Source organism: Nonomuraea sp. MTCD27, assembly GCF_041950495.1.
GTDB lineage: Bacteria > Actinomycetota > Actinomycetes > Streptosporangiales > Streptosporangiaceae > Nonomuraea.
The window spans coordinates 275,755-288,423 of sequence record NZ_JBGNUW010000012.1; the positions used below are offsets into that span (position 1 = coordinate 275,755).

The 12,669-nt window shown below is 74.1% G+C and carries 8 protein-coding genes; 3 read left to right on the forward strand and 5 right to left on the reverse strand.

The window, feature by feature from the left end:
• Nucleotides 1-73 precede the first annotated feature (73 nt).
• From ACBJ59_RS32825 to ACBJ59_RS32835, 3 genes are read right to left on the reverse strand one after another with little or no spacing between them, the layout of a single operon-like run.
• The gene (locus ACBJ59_RS32825) at nt 74-1,582 is read right to left on the reverse strand and encodes a hypothetical protein (protein WP_375114078.1); all 1,509 of its coding nucleotides are present in this window, start codon (nt 1,580-1,582) and stop codon (nt 74-76) included.
• Nucleotides 1,579-2,994 (reverse strand): hypothetical protein, encoded by a 1,416-nt coding sequence (locus ACBJ59_RS32830; RefSeq protein ID WP_375114079.1) that lies wholly within the window; start codon nt 2,992-2,994, stop codon nt 1,579-1,581. The genes ACBJ59_RS32825 and ACBJ59_RS32830 overlap by 4 nt, the downstream gene beginning before the upstream one ends.
• On the reverse strand, nt 2,994-5,963 hold the full coding sequence (locus tag ACBJ59_RS32835; protein WP_375114080.1) for a lantibiotic dehydratase: 2,970 nt from the start codon (nt 5,961-5,963) through the stop codon (nt 2,994-2,996). The genes ACBJ59_RS32830 and ACBJ59_RS32835 overlap by 1 nt, the downstream gene beginning before the upstream one ends.
• A gap of 465 nt (nt 5,964-6,428) precedes the next feature.
• Between ACBJ59_RS32835 and ACBJ59_RS32840 the strand changes: the two genes are divergently transcribed.
• Nucleotides 6,429-7,553: a PP2C family protein-serine/threonine phosphatase gene (locus ACBJ59_RS32840; RefSeq protein ID WP_375114081.1), complete on the forward strand. Its 1,125-nt coding sequence runs from the start codon at nt 6,429-6,431 to the stop codon at nt 7,551-7,553.
• A gap of 59 nt (nt 7,554-7,612) precedes the next feature.
• Complete coding sequence (locus tag ACBJ59_RS32845) at nt 7,613-8,776, forward strand: pyridoxal phosphate-dependent aminotransferase (protein WP_375114082.1); 1,164 nt, start codon at nt 7,613-7,615, stop codon at nt 8,774-8,776.
• 49 nt (nt 8,777-8,825) lie between these two features.
• Here ACBJ59_RS32845 and ACBJ59_RS32850 read toward each other — a convergent pair whose 3' ends face one another.
• Entirely contained in the window at nt 8,826-9,284 is a 459-nt protein-coding gene (locus ACBJ59_RS32850; protein ID WP_375114083.1) for a hypothetical protein, read from the reverse strand.
• A gap of 79 nt (nt 9,285-9,363) precedes the next feature.
• Nucleotides 9,364-10,068: a hypothetical protein gene (locus tag ACBJ59_RS32855; protein ID WP_375114084.1), complete on the reverse strand. Its 705-nt coding sequence runs from the start codon at nt 10,066-10,068 to the stop codon at nt 9,364-9,366.
• A 613-nt stretch (nt 10,069-10,681) separates the two neighbouring features.
• On the opposite strand from ACBJ59_RS32855, the gene ACBJ59_RS32860 reads away from it, so the two are divergent.
• The gene (locus ACBJ59_RS32860) at nt 10,682-12,607 is read left to right on the forward strand and encodes an ATP-binding cassette domain-containing protein (RefSeq protein ID WP_375114173.1); all 1,926 of its coding nucleotides are present in this window, start codon (nt 10,682-10,684) and stop codon (nt 12,605-12,607) included.
• Nucleotides 12,608-12,669: the final 62 nt, after the last annotated feature.

The window sequence follows — 12,669 nt, forward strand, 5'->3', positions numbered from 1 at the left end:
GGGCCTCCTTCGCCGGTCGATCTGCTTCCGCCGGGGAGTACACCAGCCGGGGCCGCCTCCGGGCAACCGATTTTCAGCGCTCCCGTCGTACGAGGCAGGCCACGCGCAGCTCCGCGCACCATGCCTGCCCGTCGCCCCGCTCCTGACCGGGAACCGGCGACATCTCGGTGACCAGGACCTCGGCCGGTTCGTGCCGGGCCAGGTCCTCGACCGCGAGGGGATCGCAGAAGTCGACGGGGAAGGGGCCGGGCTCGGCGGGGTGGCGGACGAAGACGTGCCGGGGCAGGCCACGTTCGCGGCGGAGGCGGTGGATGGCCAGCCAGCGGTCGAAGGGGTCCGCGCCCCGCTCCTCGGGCAGGTGCAGGCGCCAGCGCGCCCGCTGGTAGACGAGGTCGCCGATCATGATGCGCGGGGTCCGCGCGCCGAGGTCGACCTCCACCGGCGCGGTCCCGGGCCCTTCGTAGAGGGGCCCGCGGCCGGGTCCTGTCCCGGACAGCAGCCACGTCGCGGCACCCGGCTCAGCCCCGGCGGCCACCAGCTCGGGACCGGGCGGCACGGGGTCCGGCCACTCCCCCACCTCCGCCCACCACCCAGCGGTCGCCAGGGCCACGGCCCGCGCGTCCAGCCGGACGACCTCCTGCCCCTCTCCGGAGCGGAGCGCCTCCGACGCCATCCCGGCCAGGACGGCGCCGAGCTCCCGCCGGGCCCCGCCCTCCCGGGCGAGCAGGGCAGCCAGGCACCACAACGGCACCACCGCCGTCAACGCCTCCCGCAACCGCTCCAGCGCGGCCCCGCCGATCACCACCGGCTCCGATCCGGGCTCGCGCACGCGCGACGACCCGCCGCCCCCGGGCTCGAACCGCGCCCGCAGCCGGGGCCCGCCGCCCTCCACCGCCAAGCGGCGCAGCAGCCGGTGAGCGGCCGCGGTGCGCAGCCGGGAGCGCCGGGCCGTGCCGTCCCCGGGCCGCCGGGCCAGCGGATGCCGCTCGATCTCCCGGTGGAAGGCGGGATCGGCGAGGAGGGCGGCATGCCGTACGGACTCGTCGTCGTACGCCTCGGCGACCCTGCGCCGCGTCACCAGCCAGGCGGCGGCGTGGGCACTCCTGGCCGCGGCCCGCGCCGAACCCGCCGCGACGACGGCGGACTGCCACCGCCGCGCCCGCTCCCCCATGCCGAGCGACTCCAGCAGCCGGATCTCGTCCCCGGTGAGCGGCGCCCCGGCGCGTACGCTCCTGAGGCACTGCCCGGCGAGCGCGCACCGCTCGGGCGGCAGCCTCAGCACCGCGTCCCGCAGCGGCGCGGCCTGCCGCAGGAAGCGCTCGCGCTCGGCGGCCAGGCGCCGGCGGGCGTCGAGCAGCCGCTCGGTGAGCCGCCGCAGATCAGGATGGCCCATCCCGTCGAGCAGCCGCGCCGGCAGCCCGGGGGTCCGCGGCAGGAACCACGGACGCAGCTCGACGACCAGCTCAGCGACACCGGCCCGGATCCGCCACGAGATCTCCCCGGAGCCCGAGACGCCGCCGTCCCCGCCTAACGCCGCCGCCCGGGCGCCAGGCGGTTCCTCCCCCTGCCACGTGCCGCTCACCCGCGCCCCCTCAACACCCCGGCCTCGGCCAGCTCCGCCGTCAGCCGCTCCCGCGCCCCGTCCGTCAGGCCGTCGAGGGCGTGCGGGTCGTCGGCGGCCAGCCGCGCGACCGGCGAGACCAGCCCTTGATGCAACCGGAACGACCGCCCGGACCGCAGGCTCACGGCGAACGTGCCCGGCCCCCGCCCGTCGGGCCCGGCCCCCGCGACCACCTCCGCGCACGGGTCCCACGCACACGCCGGCACGGGCAGCGCCTGCCCCGCGACGGAACAGGCGGCGAGCCTGCCGGGCGGCAACCCGGGAAGCCGGTCCAGCCACCCCCGGATCATGGCCGTCACCTCGCGGGCGCGCATGGTCTCGGGCGCGTCGAACTCGATCCATCGGGCCAGGTCGTTCCCGGCGCGTGGCGGGAAGCGCACGCTCTGACCGGCCCAGACCGTACGGATGCCCATCCGGTACGGCCGCAGCCCCGCCGGCCGCACCCCGCCGGGCCCGTCCGCCAGCAGCTCCAGCGACTCCCCCACGACGCCCGCGGCCATCCCCGGCGCGCCCACCGCCAGCTCGCACGTCACCGGCACCTCGGCGGGGATCGCGGCCAGCAGCCGCCGCAGGTTGACGGTCACGCCGTTGAGCCCGGTGGCGGCGGCCAGGAAGTCGATCCGCGTCACGGTGATCGTCAGGCCGCGGCAGCGGGCCAGCGCCTCCCGCGAGAACGCCCCCGCCCGGACCGCGTCCAGCCACCCCGCCCAGGGACCGCTCACCGGCGGCCGGTCCGCCCCGGTCACCCAGCGCACGGCCGCGTCGTGCCCGGCGGTCCAGCAGCGCCTGATCACCCGATCCGGCGACCAGTCCAGCCACTCGACCCCGGCCAGCTCCGGCACCCGCCGCAGCGCCGCGACCTGCTCGGCCACCAGCCGCCCGCACAACGTCACCCGCTCCGCCCCCAACGCCTTGACCAGCGCGAACGCGGCGGGAAGCTGCTGCTCACCGTCCACCACGACGTGCACCCGCCGCCCCCTGGCCGCCTCCAGGGCGATCTCGACCTCGGGCCGGAACAACCGGCACCGGGCGGCCGCGCCGAGCACGTCCCGGCTGCTCTGCGTGCTGCCCTCGGCCAGCTCCAGATCGTCGATGCTGAGCCGGACCGCGGGGTCGCCCGCCAGCCGGAGCGCCGTGCCGACCGCCCGCAGATGGGCGTCGTCGTACGCCTCGCGCTCCAGGATGGCCGCCGCCGCCCGCCCGAACAGCGCGGTGAGCGGCCCGTCAGGCAGCCCTTCGGCGGCGGCCCGCAGCCGCGCCGGCTCGGCGAGCCGTTCGACGAGCCGCGCTCCCAGATCGACCACCTCGACCCCGGCCGGCGGAACGACCTCGGTCGTGAAGTCCGTGAACGGCGGAATGACGAGCAGCTCCATCAGCAGCCCCCTCCAGGCCACGGGTACGGATGCGCCGCCGGTTCATGGCGACCGCCCGGAAGACTCGGAGGAGCGCCCCGGCCGGGTCTCTCGGACGCGCCCCGGCCGGGGTCCCGGTGGCCGTCGCGGCGCCCCTTTCTGGCCGGTCGCAGGTAGACACAGCGCAGCTCGGCCGCGAAACGCTGCTCGCCCTCCCGCAGCCAGCACTCGTCCGGCCCCGCCGGCACCTCCGTCACCGTGACCTCATCGGCCATGGCCGCCAGGCGGGCCAGCCCTTCGAGGAGCGCGGGCGCGCGGGTGTCCACGTAGACGGGCTCGCGCTCCCGGGCCGACGAGGCGAAGAACGCGACCGGCAGGTCGTGATCCTCCCGCAGGCGCGCCATCGCCACCAGGAGCTCGCGATCGCCGGCCGCCTGCCCGAGCGCCTCGAACGACGATCGGCCCACCCGCCACCGCCGCCCCGACACGACGACGTTGTCCCACGTCAGCCGGGGGACCCGGGCGAGGCCATGGAGGCGGGGCAGGCTGATCCTGGGCAGGGCGAGGGCCGTGTGCAGGGCCGTGTGCAGTGAGGTGTGCAGCGCTGCGTGCAGGGCCGGGTCGTGCCCGCCGTTGTGCAGCAGCAGCGGCTCGTCCAGCCCCTTGGCGTACAGGAGGGCCCGCTGCCCGTCGCTGTGCACGTACAGCTCGTCGAGCCCGATCCGCCGCCGCCCCGGGTCGGCCGCCACCCCGCCCAGCTCCAGGACGGGCCCGGGCAGCTCCAGCGGTGGCACGCCGTCGGAGCGGCGGGAGATGACGTTCAGCACGGTGAACCCGGACAGCGCCAGCCTGATCTCCGTGTCCCGCTGGGCGAGGCACATGGCGCGCTCCTCGTGGAACTGCAGCGCCCACGGCGTGAGCAGCACCGCGTCGTGCAGCCGGCTGAGGACCAGCGGGGTCACCCCCGGCTCGTACGTCTCCAGCGAGGGCGCGGCCACCATGACGTCGGCCGAGCAGAGCACGGGCACGGCCGGCGGGGCGGGCTCGTCCAGCAGGCCGGCGAGGTTCAGCTCGGCCGCCACCGGCGCGTCGCGCACGATGGCCGCGACGCGCCGCGCGAGCCGGTCACCGTGTTCGATCTCCAGGTCGCCGGTCGCCCGCAGGGCCTCGGCCAGCGGGAACGTGCCCGCCCCGAGCCGCCCCGCCACCAGCCGGTTGGTACGCAGCCTGGTCAGCTCGGCCTCCTCGGCGAGCAGGTCGAGCACCCGGGGCACGCGGCTCTCGAGGTCGGCCGCGAGCGCGTCGCCGACCGTGACCCGCAGGGTGCCGGCCGCCGCCTCGTGCACGATCACCCGGTCGTCGCGCTGCCCCCCGCCGGCCAGCGCCTCGATCCGCCGCTGCACGGCCAGCTTCACATCGGGCGAGGCGGCGGGGTACTGCCAGAGCAGCTCGCCGATCTCGCCGACGCGCCTGCCCAGCGGCAGGTCGGCGTCCGCCACGCGATGGCCGGGGGCCACGTGCTCCCGCTGCGCCGGCACCCCGGCCGGGCCGTCCCCCCGCTCCGGTACGACCGCAGGGGCCACGAACCCCTGCCCCGGCACGCCGGGAGCCTCCGCGAGCCCCCGCCCGCGCACCTCCCGCGCGCCTCCGTGCCCGCACCCGCCACCGCCCGGCCCGGAGGGATCCGACCCCCCGGCACCCTCTCCCGCGCCGCCGCCGGCACCGTCCTCGGCAGGAGCCGCCCCCGCCGCGCCCCTCCCCGAGGAACCCGATGCCCCGGCGGCACCCTCTTCGGAAGGACCCGCCTCCCGCTCGGAGGGGCTCCGGGCGCCGCCGACCCCCTCCTCGAAGGGGCCGGCGAGACCGCACTCGCAGGCGCCGGCGAGACCCGCCCGGCCGCGCCCGGAGACGGGCGGCCCGCCGAAGGCCCCCCGCGGACCGCCCCGGTCCCTTCCGGGCGGCCCGCCGAGGGCGCTTCGCGGACCATCCCGGTCGCGCCCCGGTGCCTCACCCGCCACCGCTGGGCCGTTCCCCCCGGCCCCCGGCACGACCGGCACCCCCCGGGCGGCGAGCCGCTCCCGGAGCCAGCCCAGGGTGTCGGAGACGGTGGCGGGCGGGCACAGGTCGTGGGTGAGCAGCCCCCGCCGCACCGCCACGGCCAGCGCCGCCGACGCCCGCTCCAGCCCCGTCCCCGTCTCGGCCGCGATCTCGGCCAGCGTGCGCCGCCCGTCGCAGTGTCCGGCGAACGCGGCGCCGTCGGGCGCCTCCCCCGTCCACGTCCTGCGCCGCGGCACCAGCCCCGCCACCAGCGCGGGATCGGCCAGGACGCGCTGCTGCAGCGCCTCCTCCACGCGCGCCGCCGCGAACGCCACCCGCCGGTCGCACTCGCGATGACCCGCCCAGGTGTAGCCGCCGGCCCCCGCCTCGACGGCCCCGTAGCCGAGCGGCCCGTAGCAGCCCTCCGTCTCGCACGAGGCCGACAGCCGCTGCACGTGGGCGGCGACCTGCCGGCGCATCTCGCTCCCCTTGGCCCCGTGCCGCAGGTCGCGGTAGAGGCCGGGCGAGGAGCACACGAGCGCGTCGAGGAACCGCTCGTCGGCCACGATCCCGGCCATGGCCGCCCGGACGAGCGCCGCGTCGCCCGCGACCATGCCGGCCAGGGTGAGGCGCGCCTCCTCCAGCTGGCCGGTCACGTCGTTCCAGGCCGCCAGCCAGTCGTCGGGACCGGGCGAGCCGGGTGGCAGCGGGCGTAGCGCGCGCAGGCGGCCGCGGAAGCCACGGGGCGGCCTTCCCCCGCCGGAAGAACCGGCGTCCGCCCCGTGGCCGGGCCCGTCGTCGAGCAGGTCGAGCGCCTGCCGCTCCAGCCGTACGACGGCCGCGGCCGCCTCCGCCGCCCTGGGGTGGACGAGGGACAGGACGAGCTCCCAGGGAAACCCGGCACTCCGTACGACCACGGCAGGCAGCAGGGTCCAGTCGTGCTCGATGCCCATATGGACTTCTCCCTTTCCTGGCGTGAATTCGCCGCACGGCGCCTCAACTCAGATATTTACAAGATCATTTTCATGTGTCAATGAGTTGCCGGATTAGAAGAAAATGAGAACCGCCAATCCCCACGGAGAATTGACCGCCAACACAAACAAACCCCGCCATAAGGGGCACAGCTGTTTACTTTGCGTAGCCATTCGACCTATCCTTGCAGCACAGAGGGTCATTGATGCTCTCTCGCGAGAACGCCCGATTAAATTCGGCAACAGCGCCCCGGCCCGCCGATTCAGCCGCCCATTCAATACGCGGCCGAACCGCCGGCCGATGATTTCTCGCGGCCGTTCGTTCAATCGCGTTTAATTCGGGTTCCCATTTCCGCGCCAGGGCAAGGTGGGGTCAAGGGCGCGTGCCAGCACGCCGGAGAGGAGAAACGGACTGATAGAAGGTGACACGGGGGTGAAGGGGGAGCAGTGACGGAAGACGGACGGCGGCGGCGCGGCGACGGGCCCCACCTGTGGACACCGGTGTTTGTGGCGGGGCTCCTCCTCGTCACCGGAGTGGTGATCGCGCTGGACGTGACCACGGGCACGGCGGTGCGGTTGTTCCCGCTGCTGATCTTCCTGCCGGCGATCGTCTCGGGCCTCGGCGAGGTGTGGCAGACGGTGGTCGCCTCGGTGTGGGTGGTCGTGGTGGAGGTGATCACCGGCATCCACCTGCGCGGGGAGACGGACGACATCCTGCTGGCGACCGGCTTCACGGCGCTGTTCGGGGTGCTGAGCGTGCTGGGCTGCCGCTACCGCGTACGGCGCGAGGAGGAGGTCCACCGGCTGCGCTCGGCGGCGGCCGCCCTGCAGCGGCTGATCGTGCGCCCGCTCCCGCTGCGCACCGCGGACGTGGTGGTGGACGGCCTCTACCAGCCGGTGGAGGAGGACACGATGGTGGGCGGCGACATGTACGAGGTGGCGCCCTCCAGGCGCGGAACCAGGGTGCTGATCGCGGACGTCCAGGGCAAGGGCCTGCCGGCGATCGGCACGGCGCTGGCCGTGCTGGGCTCGTTCAGGGAGGCGGCCTACCGGGAGGAGACGCTCACCGGCGTCGTGGCCGCTCTGGAGAACACCGTGGTCCGCCAGAACACCTTCGCCTCCATGACCGGCGAGCCCGAGCGGCTGGTCACCGCCCTCGTGCTGGACATCGGCAAGGAGCCGGGGGTGGAGGCGGTCAACTGCGGCCACATCGCCCCGTACGTCATCCACGACGGCGACGCCCACCAGGCGAACCTGGGCGAGGCGGCGGTGCCCCTCGGCCTGGCGTCGCTGACGCAGACGCCGCGCCGGGGCGTGCGGTTCGCGTTCCCGCCGGGCGCGACGCTGCTGCTGTGCACCGACGGCGTCACCGAGGCCCGCGACCCCGACGGCGCCTTCTACCCGCTGGAGGAGCGGCTGCGCGCGTGGGCCCTCGACCCGCCCGCCGGGCTCGCCCGTACGCTGGGGGCCGACCTGCGGGAGTTCACCCGGGCCGCCCCGCGCGACGACATCGCCGTCCTCACGCTCCGCAGGACGGAAACATCCCTGAGGCTCTTCCGCCCAACATCATGAACCGCTCGCTCCACTGGCGCGTACCTACACACATCGGACACGTGGTCCATGGAGGTGTCGTGGAGCTCAGTCTCTTGCGGGCACAAGCGCACAGCCCGTCGTACTTCTCACTCATGCGCAGCTCGACGGGAGAGCGCGCCCCGGTGGACTTCTGCATACCGTGCAACCCGTATTTCCCCACGCCGGAGATCTTCGATCACCTCGGGAGAAACCTGGAGACGATACTCAAGTTCTATCCCAGCGACGCGGGGACGATCACCGAGGAGCTCTGCTCCACGCTCGGGCTGCACCCCAAGACGGTCGCGATGGGCAACGGCTCGACGGAGCTGATCACGTGGATCGACCACCTGCTGGTGCGCGAGAGCCTGGCGATCCCGATCCCCACCTTCGGCCGCTGGACCGACCAGCCGCTGGAGACGGGCAAGCGGGTGGACATGTACCCGCTGTTGGAGAGCCGCAACTTCACGCTGGACGTGAACGACTACGTCTCGTTCATCCGCATGCGCGGCTCCCGGGTGGCGGTGATCTGCAACCCGAACAACCCCGACGGCGGCTACCTGCCCAAGCACGAGGTCCTGCACCTGCTCGACCAGCTCATCGACCTGGACCTGGTGATCGTGGACGAGTCCTTCGGGGACTTCGTGGACGCCGAGCCGTACCCGGGGGTGGCGGCGGAGGCCGCCGTGCGGCCGAACGTGATCGTGCTGCGCAGCCTGGGCAAGAACTTCGGCCTGCACGGCATCCGCTTCGGCTACATGGTCGCCAACCCGGCGCTCGCGGGCCGGGTGCGCGACGCGCTGCCCAAGTGGAACCTCAACTCGTTCGCCGAGGTCGTGGTGTTCATGATGCGGCAGTTCATGCCCGAGTACCAGGAGAGCCTCAAGCGGCTCGGCGGCGACAGGCGGGCGATGTTCCAGCAGCTCAGCACCATGCCGGGGCTGTCGGTGTTCGCCTCGCAGGGCAACTTCCTGCTGGTGAAGCTGCCGCCCGGGCACGACGGGGTGCCGCTGCGCGACCACCTGCTCACCGAGCACGGCGTGTACGTCCGCGAGTGCGGCAACAAGCTGGGCACCACCAGCCAGTTCCTGCGCCTGGTCGTGCGCCCGCAGGAGGACGTGCGCCGGCTGCTGATCGGCATGACGCAGTTCCTGTACTCGGGCAGCCTGCACGAGATCCCCGTGATCGGCCTGCACCACAGGCGCGCCAACCCGCTGTCCGCGTGACCCGGCCGGAGCCGGGCCCCGGCGGGAGAGCCCCGCCCCGGCCGTGACCTCAGGTCGGGAGCTCGTTCACCGTGACGGTCGAGACCGCGTCGAGCGCCCGCTGCCCGGCCTGCCGCACGACCGGCGCCAGCGTTCCGCCCGTCGCGAGCGTCTCGGCCAGCGCGGCCGCGGTGAGGGCGTACTGCAGCAGGGTGATCCCCTTGTGGGCGAGCACGATCCCGGCGGACGCCTTCAGCCCGAGCCCGACGACCTGGGCGCCGGTGCCGGCCGGTCCCATGTCACCCGGTCCCATGTCACCCGGACCCGTGCCACCCGGACCCGTGCCACCCGGACCCGTGCCGCCCCGTCCTATGTCGCCCCGTCCCATGCCGTCGAGTCCCAGCAACGCGGCGGCGTGGCCCTCGTGCTCGTCACCCATCCGGATCAGCGCGTCCTCGTCCCCGTCGGAGTACCGCCGCCCGAGGAACACCTCCATCGGCGCCAGCGCGGCGGGCAGCTCCATGCTCACCGCGCACCCCCTCGCGCGCCCGCGCCGCCATCCGCCGCGCGGCCCGGCTCCCCCAGCCCGTCCACCATCCGCTCCCCCTTCACGCTCGCGGCCGGATCCCGGCCATCAGCCCCGCCATCCCCTGCGTGTACGCCCGCATCCGCAGCACGCCCTCCTCCCGCAGCTCCGCCACCCTGGCCATGACCCGGTCGGCGCCGGCGCCGGATTCCGCGCGCCGCCGCAGCACCCCGGCCTCCAGGTCGTCCAGGGCGGCGTTCACCGAGCGGACGACGCGCTCGCCCAGCGCCCTCGTCCCGCCGTACAGGGCCCACGGCGCCACGCTCAGCGAGACCAGCCGCGGCCCCGGCGCGCACACGGCGCTCACCGGCCCCTCCGAGACGCCGCGCAGGTCCGCGTCCGGCACGCCGCCGATCGTCTCCAGCATGTCGATGAGCTGGTCGAACAGCTCGCCGAAGGCCAGCGAGGGCACTCCGCCCGGCACCCCGCCCACTGCCCCGGCCCCGGCGCGGGCTCCGGCGCGCAGGGCGGCCGCGCTCACCTCGATCGACGCCGTCACCCGCGCCATCCGGGCGTCCAGCTCGGCCCGCACGGCGCGCAGCTCCCGCGCCAGCGCCAGCGGCTCGACGAACGGCACGACCCCGTCGTCGGCGGCGGACGACGCCCGGCCGAAGGCCGCGTCCACCGCCTCGGCCACCAGGCCGGCCACGACGTCGGCCGGCTCACGCAGCAGCCGGGGCTCGACCCCCAGCGAGACGAGCCTCCCCTTCTCGAGGACGGCGCGCACGCCGGCCTCCCGGTGATTCTCACGCAACTGAACGAACTCCGACGGACGACCACAGGCGATTGCTGACACGCTATCCGCGCAGGCCGGGGGCTGAGGCGGCCATCGTCCGGCGTTCCTTTCGATTTCACGGACCGTTGGCACGCCCACGCCATGCCGGACCGGTCCCGAGCCGATGTAAGCTGTCCCGGCTAATCCCCTTACGGCATAAATAGTCGGCCGACGATGGAAGGGTTCCGTGCGCTCCAGCCACCAGGCAAGCACCGTCCAGCCCCGCGACCACACCGCCGCGGACAGCCACGACCGCATCCAGGTCCGCGGCGCCAGGGAGAACAACCTCAAGGGCGTCTCCCTGGACATCCCCAAGCGGCGTCTCACCGTCTTCACCGGAGTGTCCGGCTCCGGCAAGTCCTCGCTCGTCTTCGACACCATCGCCGCGGAGTCCAGGCGGCTGATCGACGAGACGTACACGGCGTTCATCCAGGCGTTCATGCCGAGCCTGGCCCGCCCCGACGTCGACGCGCTGCACAACCTCAGCGCGGCGATCATCGTGGACCAGGAGCGGATGGGCGCCAACCCGCGCTCCACCGTGGGCACCGCCACCGACGCGCACACCATGCTGCGGATCATCTTCAGCCGCATCGCCGAGCCGCACGTCGGCTCGGCCTCAGCCTTCAGCTTCAACATGGCGGAGGGCATGTGCCCCACCTGTGAGGGGCTGGGCAAGGCGTCCGAGATCGACGTGGACGAGCTGGTCGACAGGGAGCTGTCGCTGAACGAGGGCGCGATCAAGGCCCCCGGGTACGCGGTGGACAGCTGGCCCTGGCAGATCGTGGCCGGCTCCGGGCTGTTCGACCCCGACGTCAAGCTGAAGGACTTCACCCAGCAGCAGTGGGACGACCTGCTCCACAAGCCCGCCACCAAGATCAAGTACGGCGCCAACAACTTCACCTACGAGGGCCTGGTCGTCCGGGTCAAGCGCAGCTACCTGGGCAAGGACCGCGAGTCGCTGCAAAATGCCGCGCGGGCGTTCGCCGACCGGGCGGTCAAGCTGGCCCCCTGCCCCGCCTGCGGCGGCTCCCGGCTGAACGAGGCCGCCCGCTCGGCCCGCATCCAGGGCCGGAACATCGCCGAGTGCTCGGCCATGCAGATCAACGACCTGGCCGACTTCGTCCGCGGCATCGGCAACCCGGCGGTCGGCCCGGTGCTGGAGGGGTTGCGCTCGACGCTGGACTCGCTGGTCGAGATCGGCCTGGGCTACCTCAGCCTGGACCGGGAGTCGGCCACGCTGTCGGGCGGCGAGGCGCAGCGGGTCAAGATGGTGCGCCACCTCACCTCGAGCCTGACCGACGTCACGTACGTCTTCGACGAGCCCACGGCCGGGCTGCACCCGCACGACATCCAGCGGATGAACAGGCTGCTGCTGCAGCTCACCGACAAGGGCAACACGGTGCTCGTGGTCGAGCACAAGCCGGAGACGATCGCGATCGCCGACCACGTGGTGGACCTCGGCCCGGGCGCGGGCAAGGACGGCGGCCGCATCTGCTACGAGGGTGACCTGAACGGGCTGCGCTCCTCCGGCACGCTGACCGGCCGCTACCTCGACCACCGCGTACGGCTGCGCGAGGAGGTCCGCAAGCCCACCGGGCAGCTCCCGATCAGGAACGCCACGCTGCACAACCTGCGCGACGTGAGCGTGGACCTGCCGCTCGGCGTGCTGACCGTGGTGACCGGGGTGGCGGGGTCGGGCAAGAGCTCGCTGATCCACGGGCACGTGGCGGGCCTGGACGGCGTGGTGGTGGCCGACCAGTCACCGATCCGCGGCTCGCGCAGGAGCAACCCGGCCACGTACACGGGGGTGCTCGACCCGATCCGCGCGGCCTTCGCCAAGGCGAACGGGGTCAAGCCCGGCCTGTTCAGCGCCAACTCCGAGGGCGCCTGCCCGGCGTGCAAGGGCATCGGGCTGATCTACACCGACCTGGCGATGATGGCCGAGGTGGCCTCGGTGTGCGAGGAGTGCGAGGGCAAGCGGTTCACGCCCGAGGTGCTGACGTACCGGCTGCGCGGCAAGAACATCAGCGAGGTGCTGGAGATGCCGGTGGCCGAGGCCCGCGACTTCTTCCCCACCGGCCAGGCCGGCACGATCCTCGACCGGCTCGTCGCCGTCGGCCTCGGCTACCTGGGGCTCGGCCAGCCGCTGACCACGCTGTCGGGCGGTGAGCGGCAGCGGCTCAAGCTCGCCATCAACATGGCCAAGAACGGCACCACGTACGTGCTGGACGAGCCCACCACGGGCCTGCACCTGGCGGACGTGGACCAGCTCCTGGCCCTGCTCGACCGCCTGGTGGAGGCCGGCAACACGGTCATCGTGATCGAGCATCACCAGGCCGTCATGGCCCACGCGGACTGGATCGTGGACCTCGGCCCCGGCGCCGGCCACGACGGCGGCCAGGTCGTCTTCTCCGGCACCCCCGGCGACCTCCTGGCCACCGGCACCTCCCTCACCGCCATCCACCTGCGCGACTACGTGAACCGCCTCTGACCGGCCCCGCCGGGCGCCCCGCGCGCCCGGCGGCCCTCCCCGACCGGAGTACGGCGGGACGA

Coding starts and splice junctions, on each gene's coding strand:
- ACBJ59_RS32830 (WP_375114079.1), bottom strand. CDS start 2,994: ATGGAGCTGCTCGTCATTCCGCCGTTCACGGACTTCACGACCGAGGTC.
- ACBJ59_RS32835 (WP_375114080.1), bottom strand. CDS start 5,963: ATGGGCATCGAGCACGACTGGACCCTGCTGCCTGCCGTGGTCGTACGG.
- ACBJ59_RS32860 (WP_375114173.1), top strand. CDS start 10,682: ATGCTGCGGATCATCTTCAGCCGCATCGCCGAGCCGCACGTCGGCTCG.